This is a genomic window from Brevibacterium linens ATCC 9172, assembly GCF_900169165.1.
GTDB classification, from domain to species: domain Bacteria; phylum Actinomycetota; class Actinomycetes; order Actinomycetales; family Brevibacteriaceae; genus Brevibacterium; species Brevibacterium linens.
This window is the reverse complement of the sequence record NZ_FXYY01000030.1, coordinates 1-24,692: the sequence shown is the minus strand read 5'-3', so window position 1 is coordinate 24,692 and position 24,692 is coordinate 1. Positions and strand designations below refer to the sequence as shown.

General features: G+C 61.0%; 19 protein-coding genes and 1 pseudogene. 8 read left to right on the top strand and 12 right to left on the bottom strand.

Features of this window, described 5'->3' with window-relative positions:
* Nucleotides 1-6 precede the first annotated feature (6 nt).
* The gene (locus tag BLIN9172_RS15830; RefSeq protein ID WP_101555910.1) at nt 7-1,713 is read left to right on the top strand and encodes an AMP-binding protein; all 1,707 of its coding nucleotides are present in this window, start codon (nt 7-9) and stop codon (nt 1,711-1,713) included.
* A 149-nt stretch (nt 1,714-1,862) separates the two neighbouring features.
* Here BLIN9172_RS15830 and argH read toward each other — a convergent pair whose 3' ends face one another.
* The 7 genes from argH to argC form a co-directional block, all read right to left on the bottom strand.
* The gene (argH, locus tag BLIN9172_RS15825) at nt 1,863-3,284 is read right to left on the bottom strand and encodes an argininosuccinate lyase (protein ID WP_101555909.1); all 1,422 of its coding nucleotides are present in this window, start codon (nt 3,282-3,284) and stop codon (nt 1,863-1,865) included.
* A 158-nt stretch (nt 3,285-3,442) separates the two neighbouring features.
* Complete coding sequence (locus BLIN9172_RS15820; protein WP_101555908.1) at nt 3,443-3,961, bottom strand: arginine repressor; 519 nt, start codon at nt 3,959-3,961, stop codon at nt 3,443-3,445.
* A complete protein-coding gene (gene argF, locus BLIN9172_RS15815) occupies nt 3,961-4,881 on the bottom strand; it encodes an ornithine carbamoyltransferase (RefSeq protein WP_101555907.1) in 921 nt (306 codons plus the stop codon). Before argF ends, BLIN9172_RS15820 begins: the two co-directional genes overlap by 1 nt.
* Nucleotides 4,882-4,910: 29 nt before the next feature.
* The gene (locus tag BLIN9172_RS15810; protein WP_101555906.1) at nt 4,911-6,179 is read right to left on the bottom strand and encodes an acetylornithine transaminase; all 1,269 of its coding nucleotides are present in this window, start codon (nt 6,177-6,179) and stop codon (nt 4,911-4,913) included.
* Complete coding sequence (argB, locus tag BLIN9172_RS15805) at nt 6,172-7,137, bottom strand: acetylglutamate kinase (RefSeq protein WP_170286855.1); 966 nt, start codon at nt 7,135-7,137, stop codon at nt 6,172-6,174. Before argB ends, BLIN9172_RS15810 begins: the two co-directional genes overlap by 8 nt.
* Before the next feature lie 14 nt (nt 7,138-7,151).
* Nucleotides 7,152-8,330, bottom strand: a complete 1,179-nt coding sequence (argJ, locus tag BLIN9172_RS15800; protein ID WP_101555904.1) for a bifunctional glutamate N-acetyltransferase/amino-acid acetyltransferase ArgJ — start codon at nt 8,328-8,330, stop codon at nt 7,152-7,154.
* Entirely contained in the window at nt 8,327-9,436 is a 1,110-nt protein-coding gene (argC, locus tag BLIN9172_RS15795) for an N-acetyl-gamma-glutamyl-phosphate reductase (RefSeq protein ID WP_101555903.1), read from the bottom strand. The genes argJ and argC overlap by 4 nt, the downstream gene beginning before the upstream one ends.
* Nucleotides 9,437-9,480: 44 nt before the next feature.
* Here argC and BLIN9172_RS15790 point away from each other — a divergent pair, with 44 nt between their 5' ends.
* Nucleotides 9,481-10,455 (top strand): quinone oxidoreductase family protein, encoded by a 975-nt coding sequence (locus BLIN9172_RS15790; protein ID WP_101555902.1) that lies wholly within the window; start codon nt 9,481-9,483, stop codon nt 10,453-10,455.
* A gap of 49 nt (nt 10,456-10,504) precedes the next feature.
* Here the strand turns inward: BLIN9172_RS15790 and BLIN9172_RS15785 are convergent, their stop codons facing one another.
* Nucleotides 10,505-11,206 (bottom strand): hypothetical protein, encoded by a 702-nt coding sequence (locus tag BLIN9172_RS15785; protein ID WP_101555901.1) that lies wholly within the window; start codon nt 11,204-11,206, stop codon nt 10,505-10,507.
* Nucleotides 11,203-11,961, bottom strand: coding sequence for a hypothetical protein (locus tag BLIN9172_RS15780; protein ID WP_101555900.1), 759 nt, complete (start codon nt 11,959-11,961; stop codon nt 11,203-11,205). The genes BLIN9172_RS15785 and BLIN9172_RS15780 overlap by 4 nt, the downstream gene beginning before the upstream one ends.
* Nucleotides 11,962-12,167: 206 nt before the next feature.
* On the opposite strand from BLIN9172_RS15780, the gene BLIN9172_RS15775 reads away from it, so the two are divergent.
* Both BLIN9172_RS15775 and BLIN9172_RS15770 read left to right on the top strand, forming a co-directional pair.
* Nucleotides 12,168-13,031, top strand: a complete 864-nt coding sequence (locus BLIN9172_RS15775; RefSeq protein ID WP_145997985.1) for an 8-oxoguanine DNA glycosylase OGG fold protein — start codon at nt 12,168-12,170, stop codon at nt 13,029-13,031.
* A 45-nt stretch (nt 13,032-13,076) separates the two neighbouring features.
* On the top strand, nt 13,077-14,030 hold the full coding sequence (locus tag BLIN9172_RS15770) for a quinone oxidoreductase family protein (protein ID WP_101555898.1): 954 nt from the start codon (nt 13,077-13,079) through the stop codon (nt 14,028-14,030).
* Nucleotides 14,031-14,036: 6 nt separating this feature from the next.
* Here the strand turns inward: BLIN9172_RS15770 and BLIN9172_RS15765 are convergent, their stop codons facing one another.
* Together BLIN9172_RS15765 and BLIN9172_RS15760 are read right to left on the bottom strand one after the other, a co-directional pair.
* Nucleotides 14,037-15,347 carry an ISL3 family transposase gene (locus BLIN9172_RS15765; RefSeq protein WP_101555897.1) on the bottom strand — a complete coding sequence of 437 codons (1,311 nt, stop codon included), beginning with the start codon at nt 15,345-15,347 and terminating at the stop codon, nt 14,037-14,039.
* A gap of 203 nt (nt 15,348-15,550) precedes the next feature.
* A complete protein-coding gene (locus tag BLIN9172_RS15760; protein ID WP_101555896.1) occupies nt 15,551-20,392 on the bottom strand; it encodes a DEAD/DEAH box helicase in 4,842 nt (1,613 codons plus the stop codon).
* A 216-nt stretch (nt 20,393-20,608) separates the two neighbouring features.
* Here BLIN9172_RS15760 and BLIN9172_RS17970 point away from each other — a divergent pair, with 216 nt between their 5' ends.
* Together BLIN9172_RS17970 and BLIN9172_RS15750 are read left to right on the top strand one after the other, a co-directional pair.
* On the top strand, nt 20,609-21,412 hold the full coding sequence (locus BLIN9172_RS17970) for a hypothetical protein (protein ID WP_145997984.1): 804 nt from the start codon (nt 20,609-20,611) through the stop codon (nt 21,410-21,412).
* A 71-nt stretch (nt 21,413-21,483) separates the two neighbouring features.
* Complete coding sequence (locus BLIN9172_RS15750; protein WP_170286854.1) at nt 21,484-22,170, top strand: SIR2 family NAD-dependent protein deacylase; 687 nt, start codon at nt 21,484-21,486, stop codon at nt 22,168-22,170.
* Between the two features lie 11 nt (nt 22,171-22,181).
* Here BLIN9172_RS15750 and BLIN9172_RS15745 read toward each other — a convergent pair whose 3' ends face one another.
* Nucleotides 22,182-22,802: an NUDIX hydrolase gene (locus BLIN9172_RS15745; RefSeq protein ID WP_101555893.1), complete on the bottom strand. Its 621-nt coding sequence runs from the start codon at nt 22,800-22,802 to the stop codon at nt 22,182-22,184.
* A gap of 107 nt (nt 22,803-22,909) precedes the next feature.
* On the opposite strand from BLIN9172_RS15745, the pseudogene BLIN9172_RS15740 reads away from it, so the two are divergent.
* Together BLIN9172_RS15740 and BLIN9172_RS15735 are read left to right on the top strand one after the other, a co-directional pair.
* Nucleotides 22,910-24,415 (top strand): annotated as a pseudogene (locus tag BLIN9172_RS15740) (ADP-ribosylglycohydrolase family protein).
* A complete protein-coding gene (locus tag BLIN9172_RS15735) occupies nt 24,412-24,603 on the top strand; it encodes a hypothetical protein (protein WP_101555892.1) in 192 nt (63 codons plus the stop codon). The pseudogene BLIN9172_RS15740 and the gene BLIN9172_RS15735 overlap by 4 nt, the downstream one beginning before the upstream one ends.
* Nucleotides 24,604-24,692 lie beyond the last annotated feature (89 nt).

Here is a 24,692-nt window from a genome sequence, read left to right as displayed (position 1 = left end):
AGAGCCATGACAGTGACCGAGGAGTTCCGGGCAGCCCGAGACCAGCTGATCGAGCTTCGCACCGACTATGAAGCGGCCCGTTCGACGTTCGAATGGCCGCGCTTCACCCACTTCAACTTCGCCCTCGACTGGTTCGACAAGGTCGCCGAGAACAATGACGACCCGGCCCTGTGGATCGTCGAGCAGGACGGGTCCGAGGGCAAGTGGAGCTACGCCGAGCTCTCGGCCCGGTCGAATCAGGTCGCCAACTACCTCCGCCGCGCCGGAGTCAAGCGGGGCGACCATGTCATGGTCATGCTCAACAACCAGGTCGAACTGTGGGAGACGATGCTCGCCGGCATCAAGCTCGGCGCGGTGCTGCTGCCGGCGACCACCCAGCTCGGTCCCATCGATCTGGCCGACCGCGTCGAACGGGGTCGGGCCGAATTCGTCGTCGCCGGTGCCGCTGATGCCCAGAAGTTCGATGACGTCGAGTCCGACGTCGTGCGCATCGTCGTCGGTGCCGACGCCACTCGTCAGCAGCACTACACGTACTCCGAGGCCGCCGAGGAGAGCACGTCGTTCGACCCGCAGGGCCGGTCTCGGGCCGATGACCTGCTGCTCCTCTACTTCACCTCGGGCACGACGTCGAAGGCGAAGATGGTCGCCCACTCGCACGTCTCCTACCCCGTCGGACACCTGTCGACGATGCACTGGATGGGTCTGACCCCCGGAGACGTCCACCTCAATGTCGCCTCTCCCGGATGGGCCAAGCACGCCTGGTCGAACATCTTCACCCCGTGGATCGCCGAGGCCTGCGTGTTCCTCTACAACTACTCGCGCTTCGACGCGAACGCGCTCATGGAGACCATGGATCGGGTCGGCGTCACGAGCTTCTGCGCCCCGCCGACCGTGTGGCGGATGCTCATCCAGGCCGACCTCGGTCACCTCAAGACGCCACCGCAGAAAGCTCTGGGTGCCGGCGAACCGCTCAACCCCGAGGTCATCGACCGGGTCAAGAGCGACTGGGGTGTGCTCATCCGTGACGGCTTCGGCCAGACGGAGACGACCCTGCAGATCGGCAACTCACCTGACCAGCCGCTCAAGTACGGCTCCATGGGCAAGGCACTGCCCGGCTTCGATGTCGTCCTCATCGATCCCAGCACGGGTGAGGAAGGTGACGAGGGTGAGATCTGCCTCCGCCTCGATCCCCGCCCGATCGGTCTGACCAGCGGGTACTGGAGCAACGAGGAGAAGACCGCCGAGGCGTTCAAGGGCGGCGTCTACCACACCGGTGACGTGGCCCAGCGCGACGAGGACGGCTACATCACCTACGTCGGCCGCGCCGACGATGTGTTCAAGGCCAGCGACTACCGGCTCTCCCCGTTCGAGCTCGAGAGCGTGCTCATCGAACACGAAGCCGTCGCCGAAGCAGCTGTCGTGCCGTCGCCGGACCCGGTGCGCCTCGCGGTGCCGAAGGCCTATGTCGTCGTGTCTGAGAAGTTCACGGCCGACTCCGAGACCGCGCGTTCGATCCTCGCATACTGCCGCGAGCACCTGGCCCCGTACAAGCGCATCCGCCGTCTGGAGTTCGCGGAGCTGCCGAAGACGATCTCCGGCAAGATCCGTCGCGTAGAACTCCGGGCGCGCGAGGATCAGCTCCACCCCTTCAGCGGCGAGCCCTCCGTTGAGGGCAGCGAATACGCGGATACGGACTTCGACCTCAAGAGCTGAAGCAGGTCGTATCGTTCAGGTCCTTGTTCGAGCCAGTGCGACCGGGACGCGACGGCGACTGTCGGTGCAAGAGCAACAGCTGCCTACACCTCTCCGACGAAAGATGGGGGTCTCCGGGTCTCAACTGCGGTGACACCCGGAGATTCCACTCACACGCTCCGAGCAGACTCCGCGAACTCCCGCAGACGAGCGACCTCGGCCTTCGCGTTGGCGATCTGTGCCTCGACGGCCGAACGGGCCGTGCCGCCCTTGGCGTTGCGCGAGTCGATCGACCCGAGAGTCGTGAGCACTTCACGAACGGCCGGCGTCAGGTGCGGTGAGATCCCCGCGAAGTCCTCATCGCTCAGGTCCCACAGTTCGACATCCCGCGACTCCGCCAGCTGCACGCACGCTCCCGAGAGCTCATGAGCCACGCGGAAGGGCACACCCTCACGGACGAGCCATTCGGCGATGTCCGTGGCCAGCGCGAATCCGCGCGGAGCCAGGTACGCCATCCGCTCGGTGTCGAACTTCAGGGTCGCGACCATTCCAGTGAACGCCGGCAGCAGCAGCTCGAGAGTATCCGTGGCATCGAAGACCGGCTCCTTGTCCTCCTGCAGATCCCGGTTGTACGCCAACGGCAGCGCCTTGAGCGTCGACAGCAGACCGGTGAGGTCACCGATGAGGCGACCTGACTTGCCGCGGGTGAGCTCAGCGACGTCCGGGTTCTTCTTCTGCGGCATGATCGACGACCCCGTCGAGTACGCATCGTGGAGGGTGACGAACGAGAACTCCTTCGTCGCCCACGCGATGACCTCCTCGGACAGACGGGAGAGGTCGATGCCGATCATCGTCGTGATGAACAGGTACTCGGCGAAGACATCACGTGAGGCGGTGCCGTCGATGGAGTTCTCCACCGAATCATTGAACCCGAGGTCCGCGGCCACCGCCTGCGGATCAAGGCCGAGCGACGACCCGGCCAGAGCACCCGAACCATAGGCAGAGACACCGGCGCGAGCATCGAAATCGACGAAGCGGGCGACGTCGCGCAGCAGCGGCCACGCGTGAGCGAGCAGATGGTGAGCCAGCAGCACCGGCTGAGCGTGTTGGAGGTGGGTGCGTCCGGGCATCGGCGCCTCGGGGTGCTCTTCGGCCTGAGCGATGAGCACCTCGACGGTGTCGAGCACGAGACCGGCGACCTCACGGGCATGGTCACGCAGGTACATCCGCCCCATCGTCGCGATCTGGTCATTCCGGGACCGTCCGGCGCGCAGCTTCCCTCCGAGTTCGGGTCCGGCGATCTCGATGAGCCCGCGCTCGAGCGACGAGTGCACGTCCTCATCGGACTCGGCGGCGACGTATTCGCCCGCTTCCACCCGACGCTGCAGCTCGTCGAGTGCCGAATGCATTCCCGACAGCTCGTCATCGGTGAGCAGTCCCGCATGGTGGAGGACCTTCGCGTGGGCCTTAGATCCCGCGATGTCGTACTTCGCCAGGCGCCAGTCGAAGTCCGTGGACTTGCTCAGCGCGGCCAGCGCATCGGCCGGACCGTCGGAGAATCGTCCGCCCCACAGGCTCAGTCGTTCGCTCACAGATCGTCCTTTCCCACCAGCACGGATGCGCCGGCCCGTTCATTGAAATGATGAAACTCAGTTGTCATTGTTCCAGTTTTCCCTCGCCGAGGCGGCCGTCCGTCCCGTGGATTCCTGCCGAGGCGACCCGCCCAGTTTCAAGGCCCACCGACAGAGGCTCACCCCTCGGCCAGCCCACCGGCCGCGTATTCGAGGAAGGTCTCGGCCAGGGCCGCTCCCCCGACCGCGGCATCGGCGATGACGAGCACGGTGTCGTCGCCGGCGAGGGTGCCGAAGATCCCGACCATCGACGACCGGTCGATCGCCGACGCCAGATACTGTGCGGCTCCCGGTGGGGTGCGCAGCACAACCGTATTGTCCTGTGACACTGCAGAGACGAGCAGCTCTTCAAGAATCCGCGGCAGCTTCGCGTCAAGGCTCTCCCCCGTCGACTGCTGCAGGGAACGGTCCCCACCCTCACCGGGAACGGCGTACACGGATCCCGCGGTGGACCGGATCTTCACGGCCCCCACCTCGGCGAGGTCGCGCGACAGGGTCGCCTGGGTGACGGTGATGCCCTGCGTCGCGAGCGCCTCGGCGAGTTCGATCTGGGACCGCACGGATTGGCGGGTGATGAGATCGATGATCTTCTGCTGTCGGGCGGTCTTCGTCAGCGGTGCGCTGTTATTCTCGGCCATCATCGCTCCAGGAGGAAGGTCATGAGTGCCTTCTGCGCGTGGAGGCGGTTCTCGGCCTCAATGAAGACCACCGAGGCGGGGCCGTCGATGACCTCGGCCGTGACCTCTTTGCCGCGGTAGGCGGGCAGACAGTGGAGGAAGACCGCGTCGTTGCTTAAGTTCACGAGTTCCTGGTTGACCTGGAACTTCGTGAACGGTGAGGCCGCGTCGTCGCGCCCGGCGGCCTCCTGGCCCATGGACACCCAGGTGTCAGTGACGAGGACGTCGGCGCCGGTGGCGGCGGCAACGGGGTCGTCAGTGACGGTGAGCGATCCCCCGGTCTGCGCGGCGAGTGCCTCGGCCTCGGCAACGATCTCCGCGGCCGGCTGATAATCGGCCGGTGCTGCGATGCGCACGTGCATTCCGGCATTGACTCCGCCGAGGGCGTAGGAGTTCGCCATATTGTTCGCCCCGTCGCCGAAGTACGTCATCGTCTGTCCGGCAACGTCTCCACGGTGTTCGCGGATGGTGAGCAGGTCGGCGAGGATCTGGCAGGGGTGGAAGTCATCGGACAGTGAGTTGATGACGGGCACGGAGGAATGCTCGGCCATCTCTTCGAGGCCGGCCTGGGCGTAGGTGCGCCAGATGATCGCCGAGACCATCCGGGACATCACCTGCGCGGTGTCGGCGATCGATTCCTTGTGTCCGAGTTGCGCCTCACCGGGGTTGATGATGAGCGGCTGCCCGCCGAGCGCGGCGATGCCGGCGGCGAACGAGACCCGGGTGCGCGTCGAGGTCTTGTCGAAGATGACCGCGGCGGTCTGCGGGCCGGCCAGCGGGGTCCGCGAGTACGGGGCGGCCTTGAGTTCGACGGCGAGGTCGAGGACCCCGGCCTGCTCTGCCGGACTGAGGTCCGTGTCCTTGAGGAAGTGGCGTGTCATAACGTGTCCTTCGAAAGTCTGGATGGGGCTCAGCCGGTGATGAGGCCGGGCAGGGCCTCGATGAACGGGGTGAGCTCGTCGGTGGTGATGGTCAGCGGCGGGGCGAGGCGGACGCGTCCCGGTGCGACGGGGTTGATGATGAATCCGGCCTCAAGCGCGCGAGCAGCCACGGCCTTCGAGTCCGGGACCTGAGCGTCGGCCGCTCCTGTTGCGCTGTCACCTGACGCACCGCCTGTCAGTTCGAGCCCGAGCAGCAGTCCCTTGCCGGTGATCTCGCCGATTCCGTCTACCTCGGCCAGCTGAGCCTTGAGCCAGTCACTCACCTCTGACACGTGGTCGAGCAGGTTGTCCTTCTCGATGGTCTCGAGCACGGCGAGTCCGGCTGCGCAGGCGATCGGGTTGCCGCCGAAGGTCGTGCCGTGCTGCCCGGCTTCGAGCAGACCAGTATTCGCGTCCCCGACGGTGATGGTCGCGCCGATCGGCATTCCACCGCCGAGCCCCTTCGCCGAGGTGATGATGTCCGGGGTGATGCCCTCACCGATCTCGGGATCCTGGTGAGCGAACCACGAGCCGGTGCGGCCGATGCCCGACTGCACCTCGTCCAGGATCATGAGCGCCCCGACCTTCGTCGTCAGTTCCCGCACCGCAGTGAGGTAGCCGGCCGGATGCGTGCGCACCCCGACCTCTCCCTGAACGGGTTCGATGAACACGGCGGCCGTGTTCTCGTTGATCGCTGCCTCCAGTGCCTCGACGTCACCGTAGGGAACGTGGACGACTCCGGGGACACCGGGGGCGAAGGGTTCGCGGTAGGCTTCCTTCGCCGTCAGGGCGAGGGCGCCCATGGTGCGGCCGTGGAAGGCACCCTCGATGGCGATGATGAAGGGGCGTCCCCCGCCGGCGGCGCGGCGGGCCATCTTGAAGGCCGCCTCGTTGGCTTCGGTGCCGGAGTTCGAGAAGAACACGGCGGACCCGGCCGGCAGGTCGAGGACCTCGTGGAGTTTCTCGGCCAGGCCGATCTGCGCCGGCGAGGTGAAGAAGTTCGAGATGTGCCCGAGCGTCGAGGCCTGCTCGGTGATGGCCTTAACCCAGGCCGGGTGGCAGTGGCCCAAAGCGTTGACGGCGATGCCGGCAAGCAGGTCGAGGTACTTCTTGCCTGCCGCGTCCCACACGTAGGAGCCTTCGCCGCGGACGAGGTCGAGCTGCGGGGAGCCGAACACCGGGGACAGCACACGGGAGAAGTCATCACGCCACGTCTGCGCCTGATCCGTTGGGGCTTGCTGATGCGTGGCTTCACTCATTGTCGTCCTCCTGTGTTCCTTTGTGGCCGTCGCCCAGCGGTGCGGGTTCGACGATGGTGTCCTCGACCATGGTGCCGATGCCCTCCGAGGTGAAGACCTCGAGGAGGAGGGAATGCGCCATCCGGCCGTCGATGATGTGGGCCTGCTTGACCCCGTGCTCGATCGCTTCGAGCGCGGCGGTCATCTTCGGGATCATCCCCGAATCGAGCGACGGCAGGAGTTCGCGCAGCTTGTCCGGGTCGATGCGGGAGATGAGCGAGGACGTGTCCGGCCAGTTCGCGTAGAGGCCGGGCACATCGGTGAGCATGATGAGTTTGTGTGCCTTGAGTGCCTTTGCCACCGCCGAGGCGGCCAGGTCCGCATTGATGTTCAGCGGCTTTCCTGCCTCTCCCCCGATCTCGGAGGCGATGGAGCAGATGACGGGCACCCTGCCGGCGTCGAGGAGTTCGGTGAGCACGGTGGTGTTGACCTGGGCGATTTCGCCCACCCGGCCGAGGTCGATGACTTCGCCGTCCACCTCGGCGGTGGTTTTGTTCGCGAGCAGGAGGTCGGCGTCTTCACCGGACAGTCCGATCGCGGCGTCACCGTTCTGGTTGATCCGGGACACGATGTCGCGGTTGACCTGGCCGGACAGCACCATGCGGATGACCTCGGCGGCTTCCTCGGTGGTCACGCGCTGCCCGGCCTTGAACTCGGATTCGATGCCCAAACGTTTGAGCATCGCCGATATCTGGGGGCCACCGCCGTGGACGACGACGGGGCGGATGCCGGCGAAGCGGAGGAACGCGATGTCATCGGCGAAGGACTGCTGCAGCTCCGGGGAGACCATGGCGTTGCCGCCGTATTTGATGACGATCGTGGCGCCGGCGAAGGTCTTGATCCAAGGCAGCGCCTCGGTCAGCGCTTCGGCCTTGACCTGGGCGGCGGCGAGCCGGGCGGCCGTGGATTTCGTGGACATGTCTACGGGGCTGTTCATGAGGAGTAGGCGCTGTTCTCTTCGACGTAGTCGTGGGTGAGGTCCGAGGTCCACACGGTGGCGGTGTCGTCACCGGCGTGGAGGTCGATGGTGACGTCGACGGTGCGTTCGAAGACCACGTTCGCGGGGTCTTCGTCGGGGCCCGACGCCGTGCACACTTGGACGCCGTTGATGGCGACGTCGATGAGTGTGGGGTCGAAATCCGCCGAGGTGGTTCCCACCTGAGCGACGACGCGGCCCCAGTTCGGGTCCTCCCCGAAGATCGCGGCCTTGAACAGGGCCGAGCGGGCGACGGAGCGGGAGACTTCGACGGCGTCTTTCTCGCTGGCGGCTCCGCGGGTGGTGATGGCGATGTCGTGGTGGGCGCCTTCGGCGTCGACGTGCAGTTGGTGCATGAGGTCGAGGCAGAGTTCGCGCAGCAGGGTGGTGAACTCGTTGGCGTCGACGGCGGCGTCGTGGGCGCCTGAGGACATGAGGATGACGGTGTCGTTCGTCGACATGCAGCCGTCGGTGTCGAGGCGGTCGAAGGACTGGTTCGTCGAGGCGCGCAGTGCTTGGTCGAGAGTCGCTTGGTCGAGACCAGCATCTGTGGTGATGACGACGAGCATCGTGGCCAGTCCGGGTGCGAGCATGCCCGCGCCCTTAGCCATGCCGCCGATCGTGAAGCCGCTCGAGCCCGTGCGGGCGGCAACCTTCGCGACGGTATCGGTGGTCATGATCGCTTCAGCTGCGGACTGGCCGGCTTCGACGCTGGTATCAGCCGCGGCGACGAGTGGGGCGAGGTTGCCCACGATGGCATCGCGGAAGTCCTGACCGCCGACGCCGATGAGTCCGGTGGAGCAGACGAGCACGTCCTCAGGCACCGTCTCGGTGCCGGCGTCGGTGAGGAGTTCGGCGGTGCTCCGGGCGGTCAGGGTCGTCGTCTCGTAGCCGAAGTCGCCGGTGTAGCAGTTCGCTCCCCCGGAGTTGAGGACGACGGCGCGGGCGTGTCCGTCGGCCGAGACCTTCTGGGACCAGAGAACGGGGTTGGCCTTGCACCGGTTGGACGTGTAGACGGCGGCGACGGCGGTGTCGGGTCCGTTGTTGACCACGAGTGAGAGGTCCTTGGTGCCGGAGGGTTTGAGTCCGGCGGTGAGTCCGGCGGCGGTGAAGCCGAGTGGGGCGGTGACGCTCATGGGGCGACTCCTTCGAGGGGAAGTGAGGTGGCCTCGTCGAGGCCGAGGGCTAAGTGGATGGATTGGAGGGCCTGTCCTGCGGTGCCGCGGACGAGGTTGTCGAGTGCCACGACCACGAGGATTGTTGAGGCGCGTTCGTCGACGGTGAACTGGATCTGTGCGACGTTCGATCCGGTGGTTGCCGCGGTCTGTGGCCACTGCCCCTCGGGCAGGACTCGGACGAAGGGTTCGTCACCGTAAGTCTGAGCAAAGGAAGCGGCCAGTTGGTCCTTGAGCGCGGCGGCGTCGAGGAGTCCTTCGGCGGTCCGCGGTGCTGTTTCCCCGGCGTCGGCGGTGATTGTCGCGAGGATTCCGCGGGCCATGGGCACGAGCGTGGGGGTGAAGGTGATGCGGGTGGGGCCGTCAGCGGCATCGGTGCCGAGGACTCCGTTGAGGTTCTGTTCGATCTCGGGCACGTGCCGATGAGTGCCACCGGTGCCGTACGGCGACGCATTGCCGAGGACTTCGGCTGCGGTCAGGTGCGGCTTGAGCGCCTTGCCCGCACCGGAGACTCCGTTGGCGAGCACGGCGTTGAGTCCGGCAGGTGCCGCGAGTCCTGCTTGAATAATCGGCGCGAGCCCAAGGCTCACAGCGGTGACGTTGCATCCGGGCACGGCGATGCGCTTCGTGGACTTGAGTGCTTCGCGCTGTTTGGTGCCGTCGGCGGTCAGCAGTTCGGGCAGTCCGTAGGTCCAAGTGCCTTGGTGTGCGGAGCCGTAGAACTTCTCCCATGCGGCGGCGCTGATGAGGCGGTGGTCGGCGGCGAGGTCGACGATGAGGGTGTCCGGGCTCGTGGATTCGAGTTCGGCGGCGATCTGTCCGGACTGGCCGTGCGGGAGCGCGAGGATGACGACATCGTGGCCGGCGAGCACCTCGGCGGTGGACTCTTGGATCACAAGATCGGAGAATCGGGGAAGATGGGGTTGATGTCGGCCGAGCTTCTCGCCCGCGGTGGAATGTCCGCACACCGTGGTGACGTTCAAGTGGGGGTGAGTGCTCAGCAGCCGGAGGACCTCTCCCCCGGCGTATCCGGTGGCACCGGAGACGGCAACCGTAAGATCGTTCATATGTATAACCATACCAGGCAATTAATTTATATGCAGGAGGCGTGATGACCCAGGCAGTGCGTGCGATGCAGGCCGGTGGACCCGAGGTGCTCGAGTTCGGTGAGGTTCCGACCCCGAAGCCGGGTGCCGGTGAGGTGCTCGTCGATGTCGAGGCGGCGGGTGTGAACTTCATCGATACGTATCGTCGTTCGGGCGTGTATCCGATGGAGTACCCGCACATCGTCGGGTCCGAGGGCACGGGTCGCATCGCCGAGGTGGGCGAGGGTGTCGAGTCCTGGCAGGTCGGTGACCGTGTCGCCTGGCATGAGGCACCGGGTTCGTATGCGACTCAGGTTGTCGTGAACACGGACAACCTGCTGCGTGTCCCGGAGGGTGTGAGCGCCGAGGTGGCTGCCGCGATGCCGCTGCAGGGGCTGACCGCGCAGTATTTGGCGACGAGTTCGCATGAGATCAAGCCGGGACAGACGGCACTCGTCCATGCCGGGGCGGGCGGAGTCGGCCTGCTGCTGACGCAGATCATCAAGCACTTGGGCGGCAACGTCATCTCGACCGTGAGCACCGAGGAGAAGGCGGAGCTGTCGCGGAAGGCCGGTGCCGATCAGGTGTTCCTCTACGGCGAGGGCGTCGACATCACGGCGAAGGTCAAGGACCTCACCGACGGTGAGGGCGTCGACGTCGCCTATGACGGGGTCGGCAAGGACACGTTCGATGCTTCGTTGGCCTCGATCAAGCCGCTGGGGTCGATGGTGCTCTTCGGTGGAGCGTCGGGCCAGGTCCCGCCGTTCGACATTCAGCGCCTGAACTCCTCGGGCGGAATCTTCCTGTCGCGTCCGTCGCTGGCATGGTTCGTCCGTTCCTCAGAGGAACTGGCGAAGCGCTCGGCAATGCTCTTCAACGGCATCGAGCACGGCTGGCTCAACTTCCGCATCGGCGCGACGTTCGCCCTGGCGGATGCCGCGAATGCGCATCGGGCACTTGAGGGCCGAGAGACGACTGGCAAAGTTGTGCTGACTGCCTGACCGCTCTGAAAGGGGTCGGGTTCTCCGCTATCGGTGAACCCGACCCCTTTCAGTTTCGGCTGTTCTCTTCTGTAAGCTGTTTGCGCACCACGGCCCTGCGTTGCACCTGAACGAGTTGCTTCTGTTTCCAGCCTTCGACCGCTTTGAGCACAGTCGCTTGAAACTCGTCGAAGGCCATATCGACGTCGATGAAACGGACTTCTTGATCATTGACGCTCACCCCGCAGTACCGAGTCCTATCGTAGTCTCGCAGAACCCTTACATCAGGCCTGCCTGATTTAGCTTTTCCGCTGTCCGACTGGCCGCCCCGATCCAGGCACGGTGAGAACTCCAACAAGAGATGAGCCACGTTGTTGTTCTTGCTGAGGAGCGAACCAAAGGTCTGTACGTATCGAGCGACCACGGCTCGCACTGCCGCAGAGCAAACCGCGCCGAGGTCACCCCCGGGAATCGCCTCTGAAAGCGCGTCCAACTGCGCGATTTCAGACTTCGCTAATTCAGCGAATACTGACTCCAGCTCAACCAGAGTCTCCCAAATCTCAGCTCGCAGTTCTTTCAGTTGCTCAAGCTCGTCGACCGATTGCTGAGACTCGCCTATGGGCGAAGCGTAATAGCCCAAACCGTCTTCGCACGTTGTCTCGTACCCCCTATTCGCGGGCAGTTTGGCTGAAAGCAAACGTTCGTCGGCCTTGAGCTGTTTGAGGTCGCTGCTCAATTCAGCAGTTCGATCGAACAGTGAATCGTCAATCATCTCTTGTCGTCACCACCATTACTCGGGAATATAGCCTCGCCATATGAGTACTCGCGTCCTTCTGACACTGAGAACGTTTCACGTTCCATGGTTTGAGCGCGCTCAGAAGACGAAGCTTCACCGATGAAGCCACTCGCAGTGGCCGCGATCTGGTTGACGAACTCGGTGAACGCTTGCGCCTCGTCGATCTTTCTGACCTCGTCACCGCCAACTCTGATGCCATTACACGGTGTACCGCTTCCCCCAGGTAACCGAACCATGTCCAAACCTGAGAGTGGCTCCGGGTCACCCTTAGACTGCTCCGGCAGGCCGAGCTCATCGGAGAATTCTAAAAGATACTCCACTCTCGAGTTCTTTCGCTCGATGTGCTCCTCGAACTGACCAGTGAATGAGTCGAGCACCGCAGTGATAGCGAACGCGCACTGTTTAGACAGTCCACCCAGCGCCGAGCCTGCCTGAAGTTCGGAGATGCTCTCCAACTCTTGATTCGCGAAGTTCTGATACGCCTGGCGCATCTTCGCAACCAGAGGTTCACGGAATGCCTTCATTGAAGCGAGAGAAACTTGTCCTTCCGAAAGTATCCGAGTCAGTTTCATCAAATTCAGCGGATCAGAGACCACGTCTAGTTCACCAAACTTGTCGTCGTTCTCACCGGGCTGTGGCTCTCGCCAAGGCGCGGCTACGATTCGCTCGTCAAGCATGGTGATACCACGGTGCAGCCTCGAAATCTTGAAGAAATAGTCGTTCTCGGCCATCTCAAAAGAGCCTCCCTCTGTTCATCGATATTGTCGCTAGTTCGTCATAGGGTGAGGCTAACGTCAGGCACTGACGCAGAGAGGTCACACGGTTCATTGCTGCCGTAGCCGGGCCACAACCAACCAGCACTGCCTGCCTGTACCTTCGGTTGGATCGCGCTGCCATTACGGCCCCGATTTCAAGGAATCGCGCCTAAGCTGTGATCATGACTACTCCAGATGCTCTGATTACCACGTATGAACGCTGGCAAAAGGCTGGCCGGCCGACTCAAATCCCGTCCCCGTGGAAGCTGAAATCATGGACGAACCAGCTGGGGCAATACAAAGAATTCTTCAATCGTCTTAACGGCGACCCCATCGATCGCAAGCAGGCAGTTCAGCTCTCCCCCATAGTCACAAACGAAGAAGAAGCCGTACAGGTTTTCTTGCTGGCAATGTTGTGGGGCCATGGACTCGTCGGCTATGGACCATTCCGAACAAGTCGAATCTTGGACCGGCCAGAGGCCGCAGCCGAGCTATTAGAAGTTGCCCAGGTTGCACAGCGCGATGGCGGGCTGGCTGCCTTCAAACTGGTTGTGGACCGCCGCAACGGAGAGTCTAGGTCTTTTCTCAAATGGCTCGGTCCTGCATTCGGTACAAAATACATATACTTCCTCACGGCAAAGAACAATCGTCAAGAACCTGCGCCAGTTATGGATGCTGTGGTCTACCGATGGTTCCGAAAACATGCTCCAGATCGCAAACTCCGTGTCGACTTCTGGCATACCCCGAGCTATGAGCAGTTCCTCAACAGTCTCGAGGAATGGGCATCGGATATCGCCCAACGGTTCGGTCAGGAGATACGGATCGATGATGTGGAGTACCTGATCTTCGCCGAGGGAAGCAGGTTCGAAGGCAACGATTGGTCCGAATCATGGGAAGCCGAGCAACGAGCAGCATCTCCTTCGTTGCTATTCGACCAGCTGAGAGCACTAGCTAGTTCCAGTCACAGCGAAAGGCAGGCATTCGATCTGATCACCGACCTTGAAGGTTTGCTCCTCCCCCGCGATGAACAAAGCGAGATGGCCTAGCGCCAACTACGCACTGGCCCGTTTGTATTTCAGGCAGTTCGTGCGCTGCAGGCTGGTGGACCCGAGGTCCTGGAGTTCGGTGAGATCGAGACTCCGAAGCCCGGCCCCGGTGAGGTGCTCGTCAACGTCGAGGCTGCGGGCGTGAATTTCATTGACACGTACCGTCGTTCGGGTGTGTATCCAATGGAGTACCCGCATGTCGTCGGCGTCGAGGGAACCAGATACATCGCCGAGGTGGGCGAAGGCATTGAGAGCTGGCAGGTCGGTGACCGCGTCGCTTGGCACGAAGGCCCGGGTTCGTACGCGACGCAGGTCGTCGTGAATACGGATAACCTGCTGCGCGTGCCGGAGGGTGTGAGCGCCGAGCTGGCTGCGGCGATGCCGCTGCAGGGCCTGACGGCGCAGTACCTGGCGACGAGTTCGCATGAGATCAAGCCGGGACAGACGGCACTCGTCCACGCTGGCGCCGGTGGTGTCGGGCTGCTGCTTACGCAGATCATCAAGCACCTGGGCGGCAATGTCATCTCGACGGTGAGCACCGAGGAGAAGGCGGAGCTGTCGCGGAAGGCCGGTGCCGATCAGGTGTTCCTCTACGGCGAGGGCGTCGACATCACGGCGAAGGTCAAGGAGCTCACCGACGGTGAGGGTGTCGATGTCGCGTATGACGGGGTCGGCAAGGACACGTTCGATGCTTCGTTGGCCTCGATCAAGCCGCTGGGGTCGATGGTGCTCTTCGGTGGAGCGTCGGGCCAGGTCCCGCCGTTCGACATTCAGCGCCTGAACTCCTCGGGCGGAATCTTCCTCTCGCGTCCATCGCTGGCGTGGTTCGTGCGCAGCTCGGAGGAGCTCGCGAAGCGTTCGGCCATGCTCTTCAACGGAATCGAGCACGGCTGGCTCAACTTCCGCGTCGGCGCCACGTTCTCTCTGGCAGATGCGGCCGATGCGCATCGGGCGCTGGAGGGTCGGAAAACCACGGGGAAGGTTGTGCTGACGACGTAAATTGGCTCATCGTAAACGAGAGTGTAGAACCGGTCTGAAGCCACCGGACTCGAGCAGGCACCTGGCGATGTAATGCGTGAGGTTGCGAAACCCGAGTGCTGATCCTCGAAGGTGCTCGAGCCGTCCGTTGATCGATTCGGTGGGCCCGTTCGAAGTACCTGGTCGGGTGAAGAACGCGAGCACATCAGCAGCTCGACGCTTCAAAGTTCGTCCCAACCGTTTGAGCTCAATGAGCTCTGTGGGCAGGTTCGTCGTCAGGACGTCGATAACCGCTTGCAGGAGCCTCTTGCCCTCGTTACGGTCGGCACTCCGATAGGCGCTCACGATGTCTTGGTAGACGGCCCAGGTGACTTCGACTTCGGTGAAGTTGGGGTCAGCGAAGAGGCCTGCGATCCGCTCTTGCTGTTTGGTCGTGAGCAGGCTGCTACCCGTGTGCAGAGTCCTCCTCGCCCGATAGAGCGGATCCTTCGCCCGGCCACGATGCCCGGTGGTCTCCTGCTGAATGCGACGGCGGACTTCGTCGAGAGCATCACCGGCGAGCTTAACGACGTGGAACGGGTCCATGACTTCCACAGCCTCGGGCAGTTCCTCAACTGAGGCTGTTTTGAAGCCGGAGAATCCGTCCATCGCGACGACGTCGATGCCATCACGCCAGTCTTTCGGTCGGCCTTTCAACCATTGTTTGAACACCTGCTTCGACCGTCCCGGCACCATGTCGAGCAGACGTGCCGGGCCTGCCCCCTTGCTGATCGGGGTGAGATCGATGATGACGGTGACGTACTTGTCACCACGCCTGGTGTGCCGCCACACGTGTTCGTCGACACCAATGATGGACACACCATCGAACCGGGTCGGGTCATTGATCAATAGTCGTTGACCTTCAGCGAGGACGGCGGAGTTCGCGGTGTGCCAGGACACGGCGAGCTTCGCAGCGATCACGGACACGGTGTCGTGATCGATGACGAGGGCACGCAGCGCCCAGTCGAGGCCGGTTCGCGAAATCTTCGCTCGTGGTGGCGCCGCAGCAGTGGTGTCTTGTCGCCATACGCGGCCGCACTCGACACATTTGTAACGGCGGAGGCGAATATGAAGCATGGTCGGTCGGTGGCCGAAAGGCTCGTGGGCGAGACGGCGGACGACGGTGTCGCGGACGATCCCGTGCCCACCACACCGTCGGCACCAGTCATCGGCGGTGTTGGGCCGGCATTCCAGAATGGCTTTGTGTCCGGTGACATGCTGGCCAATACAGGTCAGGTCGAGGGAGTCGAGTCGGCAGAATGTCGTGAGGTCAGGGGTTGAGAAAGTAGGCTTGGCCACGTCGAGGTCTTTCGGATGGACTGTGTGAGAACTTCCATCATCGGAAGACCTCGGCGTCTATCCCGGCAGCGACTCGCCGTGTCCTGGAATCACAGATCTACACTCTCGATTGCGAAGAGCCTGTTTAGGTTCGGGGATTGAAGCCAAACATGATTCCCAGTTGTCAGATCGGTCGCGCAATCTCACCTGTCGCGATTGTTTGGTCAGTCCACCTGGAGTGGGGGCAAATTGTCCACGATGCGCATCGTTTCTACACTCACCGTGGTGATTTTACCGATCAGGTCGATGATGTAACGCGGTTGATCGTGTTCCCGACCCCAATCGTTTGGATCGTTGACAATTCCGGATGCTTTGTCCGTCTTGACCTGGTAACGCTCGAGAATCCAATCGAGACCCGACCTAGAACCCAGCATGTATTGCTGCGCTTCCTCAGGGACCCCCTCGATGGTGATGTAAGGATTGTATTTGATCACCGTCTTATCCCAAGCCCCAGATTTGCCCCCGTACTTCATCTTCGTGACGGCGAATCTTTCGAACTCATCTTCTGGAGCCACGGTCGCTACTGTCTCTGTCAGAGGATAAGGATCGAGGCCTTCGTATCCTATGTGTAGCGCGGAGAGCTGACGCCCTGCTTTGACGTATGCGTCGAAGCTCTCACGACCCTTGACTTGAGGGATGCGAGGCAGCGTCTTCTTCAGCTCGGCTTGATATGCGGTCCGATAGTCCGTCGAGTGAAGCAGACCATACACATAAAAGAAGATGTCATCTTTCGCTACATCATCACCGTAGGTTGCTCTGTATTCGTTCAACGCCCAATCCGTAATGTTGTCGCAGCGAGTAGGGCCCGCCAGAAGAGCATCCCCGTCGGCTGTCGAGTATGAATACCTCGCAAAGAACTGACTAGTCTCAATCAAATGCAAATCGGGAATGTCTCCGACCATTAGACTCGCGTGTTCGCCTGACCCTCCTGGAGAGACCGTGACGAACCCGATATTGGTGGTCTCCGGGGTCGGGAATAGCTCATTCAGCCGGTAAACCATGTCATTGGCTTCACGGTCGAAATAGACGTGTTGTTTATTGAATGGACGGTAGGTGCTAGTGCGTATCGCTTGTGGCTTGTATGTATATCGGCGGCCACGCGCAAGCTGGCTCTTGTCGGCACGATTCCAGCTGATCTTCGTAGGATCAGTGTCAATGAACCCATCCACCTTGCCTGCGTTTCCGCCAGCCTCCCACCGGTCGACTTCGCTGTTATAGAACTTGATCATGGACTCCGCATTCGTAGCGACCTTCTCCCCGGACGAGTTGTAGGCCCACGCGTCTCGATTGGTTTTCAAGCCGCCAGACTGGATCGAGAAAATGGTTCGACCACTTTTGTCCTTCTTGTCAGCGATAAGGGGGTAGTTTTCGTAGTTGGGGTCGCGTTGGTTGATCCAATCGCCGTACTGGTTAGGTTTGATCGCGTCCCAGTCGAGGGAGGCTAGCGAGTTCTCGTCGAGAGTGGCGAGTTTCGTCGCCCGGTCGAGATAGTCCCCAATATCCTTATAGTGCAGCACACAACCGGTCACATTGCCTGGGCGCTTCACCAGCACCATCACCGCAACGGTGTTCCGTGAACCAGAGTCGAAGATTTTTCCGCCCTCTTTTCGGCTCAGTTCACCCGCTGTACGTTGGTTGCCGCGAAGGTTGTAGACGTAGACGTCGTGGAACTCATCTGTGAGGGTCTTCCTAAGGCCATCAGCAGTGTTGCCGTCGATGTAGCCGCCGTTGGAGACGTAACAGACGACGCCACCGCTGTCGGAATCAAGAACACGGTTCGATGCCCATCGAATCGCACGAATGTATGAGTCATACAAGGAATTCTTGTTCGTCGCTGATGACCGCGCGGCATACGTTGATCGGATTGACTCGTCCAGTGTCGGATACGTCTGGTTGGCGTTGTTATCGTTACCACTGGTTTGTCCCACAGAATACGGCGGATTGCCCAAAATAACGCGGATATCGAGGCCGTTCTGGGCGATGACACGGTCGTTGTTACCGGTGAACATTGATTCGTCGAGGGTGTCCCCGTCTTCCGTCATCTGGAACGTATCGGTCAGCACGATTCCTTCGAACGGGTTGTACTCAACCTGGTCTGGGTTAGTTCCTTTCTCCGCAGCGGCTTCTCGTTGGAGACCGTGGAAGGTCGCTTCAATGTTGATCGCGGCAATGTAGTAGGCCATAAGCAGAATTTCGTTGGCGTGTATCTCATTGGCGTACTTCCGGGCGAGGTCAGCCGGGTCGATCAATCCTGATTGGAGGAGCCGGGTGATGAACGTGCCTGTCCCAGTGAACGGATCGAGCACATGAACGCCCTCACCAGAGATCGTGGTCCCAAAGTGCTCTTTGAGCACGTCATTGACTGACCGGAGGATAAAGTCCACAACCTCAATTGGGGTATAGACAATGCCGAGAGACTCAGCGGTCTTGGGGAACGCGAGCTTGAAGAACCGCTCATAGAGCTCGGTGATGATCTTCTGCTTACCTTCAGCAGATTCGATCCCTTCAGCACGTACCCGGACAGACCGGTAGAATTCGTCGAGCTTTCCAGTTTCCGTATCGAGGTTGTACTCCCCCAGCACGGCAAGCATGGTATCCATGACATTCGAGACCGGATTATGGGCAGTGAAGTCATAGTCATCGAACAAGGCGTCGAAGACCGGTTTCGTGATCATGTGCTGGACAAGCATGTCAACGGCATCAGTGTCAGTGATCCCGTCGTTGAGGTTCGCCTGAAGTGCTGAGACGAACTCGGTAAAACGAGCTTCAACCACCGTGTTTTCAGGGTCGTTGATAATGGAAAGCAACCGGGCGGTCTGTCGGTCGGCGATGTCTTTGACATCAGCAGCCCAGTCTTCCCAATACCTACGGTCGCCGACCTTTTTAACCATGCGGGCGAAGATCGCGTTTTCCCACGCGGCCGCATTAACCATTGAGAACAGAGCCTCGGAGCTGTCTTGTCCCGACGACCGGTCAGAACCTGCATCCTCGTCATCACCGTTGCCGACGCCGATAACATCGACCGTTTTGTTCGCCCCCTTGTCCAGGTCGATCTTGTTGATCATCGCTTCGAAACGGTCATCGTGAGCGCGCAGTGCCTGCAACACATCCCACACGACCTTGTACTTCTTGTTGTCATTCAACGCCGTCTCAGGGTCCTGGTCGGCCGGCACTGCGATCGGCAACACTATGTACCCATACTCTTTACCGGGGGCCTTACGCATGACACGACCAACAGCCTGAACAACATCAACCTGCGAGTTGCGCGGGTTGAGGAACAGGACCCCATCAAGGCTGGGAACGTCGACCCCTTCGGTCAGGCATTTCGCGTTTGTGAGGATCCGGCATGTGTTGGGACCGGCTTCTTCCTGTAACCATTCGAGGCGTTTGGAGCGTTCTAGGACGTTAAATGTGCCATCGACGTGTTCCGCTTCCATCCGCAACTTCGACTGATCATCAGTGCGGTTGACCAGTAGTTCCCGTCCGATCTTTTCGAACTGGTCCGCTAGAGCTTTTGATTCCTTGATATTCCGTGCAAATGCCACGGCCCGGTTCATTGGGGAATCATCGTTGATCGCCAATCGTTGCCCGTGGACGCCGCGTTTCGACAGACCATTCCAACATCCGACAATCCGGGCGACGTCGTCGAGGTTGAGGTCACCGTCTTCGGACAGCAGGCGTTGGAACGAAGTAGCAACCGAGGCTTCATCAACTGCGAGAATCAGGACCTTGTAGTCAGACAGATGTCCGAGTTCCACTGCCCGTCCGAACCCGAGATGGTGGAACTCGGGCCCGTACGTGGATTCGTCGTCCATCGAATACACGGCCACACCATCCTGCGCAGCCTTCGCTTTCGAGTCCTCCACATAGATTCGCGGAGTAGCCGTCATATAGAGGCGCTTTTTGGCGCGGATGAACTCGTCATTGTGCACGCGCACGAACGCCGAGTCATCGGCTCCTGGCTGGGAGATGCCGGTGGTGCGGTGGGCTTCGTCGCAGATGATCAGGTCGAAGTCAGGCAAGCCCTTTTTGAATGCCCCCATACCGGGCAGCCCGGCCTCGCCCCGCTGGGTACCCGACTGTTGGCCTTGGTGGATGACGTCGATGGACTGGTAGGTGGAGAACACCACGCTGATCGACTCGTCACCGGTCGAAATATTGAAACGTGCCGCCAACTTGTTCGGGTCTGTGGTCGCGGGGAATCCAAGATCGTGAACTGAAACATCTTCGGATTGCTTCCGCCCCACCGAAGTATCGGAACACACGGCGAAAGGGCGCAGATTCACGTTTGCCTGCGCAGTCCACTCATTCAACGTCTGCTGCAACAACGCGATAGATGGCACGAGGAAGAGGACACTGCCTCCCGCAGGTACGTATTGTTCGACCAGTGACAGCGCTGTGAAGGTCTTCCCTGTACCGCAGGCCATGATCAGTTTTCCACGATCATTTTTGGTGAATCCGTCGATGACGTCGTCGATGGCTTCGCGCTGATACTTCCGTGGTTGTTTGCCTGGCTTGGCGGTCAGCTCGTGAGGCCTGTCGAGATCGAAGGCCGACCAATCAATGGTGGACTCCGCGAAGTCCCGCAACCGGAGGCGCTGGACTTCCTTCGTCTGACCAGCCAAGGCTGCTTCGGCGTGTGATGACCACTGATCGGTCGAAGATACGATCATGCCGCGCGCGAATGGTTCCTTACCGAGTTCAGTGAAGAACGAATCGATGTGGTGTTTTTCGAGCTTTCGTTCAGGGTCATAGAACTTTGCTTGGATCGCAACGAGTTCACCTGTATAGCGGTCTTCAGCAACGAGATCGATACCGGTATCAACCCGCCCTGCTCGGCCCGGCCAGTGTTGCCATCGCCAGACCTTTGAGAACTGGTCAGCGTACTTCGGTTCCGTCTGGAGGTAGGACTCGAGGAGTTCTTCGAACTTGGAACCCTTGTCGTGCTCGCTCGTTGCGGAGAAGTAGAGGCGGTCAAACACCTCGTCAAAAGCCATAGCAGTCATAGTTGGATCTTAATCCATGCCAGTGTTTTTGCTTGCTTAAACACGAGTTGAGCTGACGCCAAAGCGGTGACGTGAACAGAGAACATCCAAAGGTGCTTGGTATACTCGGATCGTTCTGGATAAGTGCTGCCTGTCACACCGCCAGCCCTCCTGCAGACTCAAGAGTAAGTAATAGGCTTTTGGAAACAAGCAAGTGTTTCGGCAAGGAGTTTTGACGTGGAACACGGCGTTGTACCTCAGTCCACGAAGTCAGTTGTTTCGCCTCATGTTTTCGTCACTCGTGGCGATCTCACACATGTAGCGTGCGATGCGTGGATGTTACCGACCGACCGCACCTTGTCGGTACGTAATTACTGGACCAAAAACAACCCTGCTCTGTTCGAGGCGATCCGGGCTTTCTCCGATGAGAACTTCTTAGATAGAAAGACACACGCATCAGCAGTTAAACAGTGGTCGGATGCAAGCCCGATTCCTGTGTTCACCGCAGTTCCTTTCTTCGGCTTCGATGATGCCTCTGAGTTCGTCGACATCATCGACAGCTTTGCCGAGGCAGCCGCCCACGCCATCGCAGAATCAGGCAGAGGCGAGTCACGGCTATTCCCTTTGCTGGCAATACCGGTCATCGGTTCAGGCGGCGGTGGTGAAGACGTTCTCGGCGACCTCATCCGAGTCGTCCTCAAAGCCGCCGAACAAGCAGCGGTGCGCCACCTCGTCGATATTGTCATTGTCGTCCGCAGTGCCGCACAGATGGGGCTGGCACAACGAATTCGCCGCGAAAGCTCTGATGCTCAGTGGAACGAACTGTCGGTTGAACTCAAACAAGCGGCAAGTGAACTCGCGACAGATTGCGCCGCTGGAAACGTCGTGCCGTTCCTGGGCGCTGGCATCAGCATTTCTGCTGGTGCCCCGTCATGGCCAGCACTCGTCTCCCAACTGACCATCGAAGTCGCCGACCAACTTACCGACGCAGAAATGGCATCGCTGGCGGCAAAGGGACCCTCGACCAAGCGGAAATCCTGAAGAACCTCTATTCCACCCCTGAAGCGTTCAACAAGGCCGTCGCCGATCTGGTCAACAAGACGGCTTATGGATTGGCACCGACCCTCATTGCCAACCTGCCACTCGACCAAGCCATCACGCTCAACTACGACGAGCTGTTCGAAATCGCCAGCAATGATGCTGGCCACAAGTGTGCCGTCATTCCCGGGGATGAGAATTCAGAAGCCAGTCGCTGGCTGCTGAAGATGCACGGCCAAGTATCCGATGCTTCCACCATCGTGCTCACGCGCAGCGACTACCTCGGCTTCGATGCCAACCGCAACGTGCTCGCGGCCCTCGTCAAAGCCAGTCTGGTAACCAAGCGCCTCGTGTTCATCGGATTCGGCCTCGGCGATGATCACTTCCACCAGATCCTCCACGACGTCCGCGAGGTCTCCCCCGAATCGATCTCGCGCAGGGCCATCGCGCTGACCCTCAAAGACGATTCGCTTGAGCAGAAAGCGTGGAAGAACAAGATCACCTTGCAGCCGATGTCACCGCCCGGTACTGACACCGCTACGGCAGGTCGGGTCCTCGAACTCTTCCTCGACTACCTGCTCATGCTCTCCACCGACAGTCGGGAATACCTCCTCGACCCCGCATTCGACTCGCAACTGACCGCTCCCGAACGACGGCTCAAAGAGTTGGTGTCCGCCATCCATGAACTCAATCATGATTCGGATGACCCCACGGTTACGGCGGCCGCCGCTGCTATCGGCAGATTCGGCGCCGGCAACTGACACCAGCCTCGTTACATCCGGCGGAACAGCCGTGCCGGCTTTCCCACTGTGCCTGTTTCCATCTGATCAGTCTCGACTAGCTGGCGCATCATTGCCCGACGAAAAGTGTCCTTGTGCGCCGTCGTCGGGTCAATCGCCACATGCGTGCGATGCAGATCGAGGATGGTGAAGCGCTCCCCCAGCAGCCATGCAGGGTCGGGATGGCCAACGTACTCGCGGCGTAAGGTGGCGACCGCCTCGGCGACGATGAGGTCATGGTCGAAATCCAAACCAACGGCCTCATCAACCGGAACGACTCCGATGTCAACCAGCTGCTGCTCTGGCAGGGCGATCATATGGGCCACAGAAAGCACCCGCCCACGATTATCTCGGTCGATCGCATCGAAGGTCCGCAGCTGCCGTGGAACAACGCCGGCCAATCCCACTCGCTGTTGCAGGGAACGTTCGACCGCCTCGGCGAGGAGCTCCCCCTCGTGAAGGAATGTCCCTGGCAGACGTTTCGACCCACCCCGATCCACGACAGCGACGCACAGAGTTTCATCTCTCACCGTCAACAACGCCGTGTCGACTGCGACCGACGGCCGCGGGTAGTCAGTCAGTCGTTTGCCACGTTCATCAGTCCAACCGGTCATGTTTACATTAAAGCAGAACTGCGCTAACCTGTCGTTAGTTAGCGCAACTCTGCTTTACCTATGGCGGTCCGACACAATGAAGCGGGCCACGGACGAAAGGCACCACAATGGCCAAGCCGGGACACTTGGACCGCGCCGCCGGAGTAATGGTCGGCCTTGCATGCGGTGATGCACTCGGAGCTGCCTACGAATTCGGCGGACCATACCCAGCCGACATGCCTGACGAGATGAAAGGCGGCGGAGCCTTCGGATGAGAACCAGGCGAGTGGACCGACGACACTGCCATGGCGGTTCCTCTGCTCGAGCTCATCGAGACCGGGGTGCGTCCGCGCGGGTATAACCTCCGGCAGGCAGTGCAGGGATGGCTCGAGTGGATGAAAGGCGCAAAGGACGTCGGCAATCAGACTTCTGCCGTGCTCGGTGAGGTTGGTCGGGCATCGAATGGCGATTTCTACGAAATGGACGGAGTCGCAATTCGCGCCGCACGCGAATTCCAGGAGCGGTTCCCAGACGCTGCTGGCAATGGGTCTCTTATGCGTACAGCGCCCTACGGTCTGGTCGGTCAGGACCTTGGCTATGTGGCTATCACCGCAGCTGGTCAGAGTATGCTCACCCACCCGCACCAGGACGCCATGGCCGCGTGCGCGATCTGGTCTGCGGCGATCTCTCACGCGGTAGATACCGGCGAGCTCGATATTCGCAATGGTCTTGCGGCCAGCGCTATCGAGACACTTGATGAGAACAGCCGGAAGCTGTGGCTCAGTCGGGTCGAAGAAGCTGAGACCCATCCACCCGAGTACTTTACGAAGAATGGGTGGGTTGTCCAGGCATTCCAGGGCGCATGGTCATCGATCGTTCACAGCGGGGACCGCGCCGACAACGATCCGAACCACGTGCGGCGAGCGCTGGAGATGGCTGTCCGCGGAGGAGGCGACACCGATACTGTCGCAGCCATCGCCGGCGGTCTCATCGGCGGCGCCTACGGAGTCAGTGCGATACCTCTGGAATGGAAGCGTCGCATCCACGGCTGGCCCGGATGGCGGTCAGAGGAACTCGTCGAACACGCTGTCAACGCCACGCGCGTGTGGAAAGAGTATGGCGAGATCTTCGACAACGTCTGGCCATCGACCGACTACTGTGACTACTCGGATTGGCGCAGAATCGACACCTGTGTCGCCCATCCGCACGACCGGAGCGTCTACCTCGGCGGTATCGGTGCTCTTGACCGGCTTCCGTCAGATGTCGATGCAGTGATCTCGCTGTGTCGAATCGGTCGCAAACAGGTCCCCGACTCTATCGATCGGGAGAATCGCGCTTCCGTTTGGCTCGTAGACTCATCATCGCCGGCGGACAACCAGTACGTTGATTTCACCCTCACCGAGGCGGCCGACATGGTTGCGCGGATGCGACGGGAAGGTAAGACGGTCCTGCTGCACTGCGTACAGGCCCACAGCCGAACGCCAACTGTGGGTGCACTCTATGCGGCGCGCCACCTCGGCGTGCCTGTCGATGATGCGCTGCGCGAGGTCAGCGCAGTCTTGCCGATGGCGAATCCCAACCCCGCCTTTGTCGGGGCGATCCGCCGGATTGCTCACGAAGGAGACGACGCATGAACGAAGAATCCGTCTACGACGGCGATGACATTGATGGTGCCGATGAAGAGGACTTCATCATCACCAATCTGGATTCCGTGCACGACTTGGACGACGCGTTCCGGCCCGATGGAATCTATCTGGCACGTGGGCCGTTCAAGGTCCACTCCCCTAGGGCGTGTCTGATAAATATCGCGGTGGGATTCTGAAACCCTGGAATCGTGTCTCGATTCCAACTACTCACCGATGACCAATGGGCCCTCATCGCCGACTACCTACCAGCACCAACAGGCCGACG

Excerpts from the sequence above, each read along its gene's own strand:
- BLIN9172_RS15780 (WP_101555900.1), bottom strand. The coding sequence starts at position 11,961 with ATGGCCGAGAACGACTATTTCTTCAAGATTTCGAGGCTGCACCGTGGT.
- BLIN9172_RS15810 (WP_101555906.1), bottom strand. The coding sequence starts at position 6,179 with ATGAGTGAAGCCACGCATCAGCAAGCCCCAACGGATCAGGCGCAGACG.
- BLIN9172_RS15775 (WP_145997985.1), top strand. The coding sequence starts at position 12,168 with ATGACTACTCCAGATGCTCTGATTACCACGTATGAACGCTGGCAAAAG.
- BLIN9172_RS15785 (WP_101555901.1), bottom strand. The coding sequence starts at position 11,206 with ATGATTGACGATTCACTGTTCGATCGAACTGCTGAATTGAGCAGCGAC.
- BLIN9172_RS15745 (WP_101555893.1), bottom strand. The coding sequence starts at position 22,802 with ATGACCGGTTGGACTGATGAACGTGGCAAACGACTGACTGACTACCCG.
- argB (WP_170286855.1), bottom strand. The coding sequence starts at position 7,137 with ATGTCCACGAAATCCACGGCCGCCCGGCTCGCCGCCGCCCAGGTCAAG.
- BLIN9172_RS15760 (WP_101555896.1), bottom strand. The coding sequence starts at position 20,392 with ATGACTGCTATGGCTTTTGACGAGGTGTTTGACCGCCTCTACTTCTCC.
- BLIN9172_RS15820 (WP_101555908.1), bottom strand. The coding sequence starts at position 3,961 with ATGGCCGAGAATAACAGCGCACCGCTGACGAAGACCGCCCGACAGCAG.
- argC (WP_101555903.1), bottom strand. The coding sequence starts at position 9,436 with ATGAACGATCTTACGGTTGCCGTCTCCGGTGCCACCGGATACGCCGGG.
- argF (WP_101555907.1), bottom strand. The coding sequence starts at position 4,881 with ATGACACGCCACTTCCTCAAGGACACGGACCTCAGTCCGGCAGAGCAG.
- argJ (WP_101555904.1), bottom strand. The coding sequence starts at position 8,330 with ATGAGCGTCACCGCCCCACTCGGCTTCACCGCCGCCGGACTCACCGCC.
- BLIN9172_RS15830 (WP_101555910.1), top strand. The coding sequence starts at position 7 with ATGACAGTGACCGAGGAGTTCCGGGCAGCCCGAGACCAGCTGATCGAG.
- BLIN9172_RS15735 (WP_101555892.1), top strand. The coding sequence starts at position 24,412 with ATGAACGAAGAATCCGTCTACGACGGCGATGACATTGATGGTGCCGAT.
- BLIN9172_RS15790 (WP_101555902.1), top strand. The coding sequence starts at position 9,481 with ATGACCCAGGCAGTGCGTGCGATGCAGGCCGGTGGACCCGAGGTGCTC.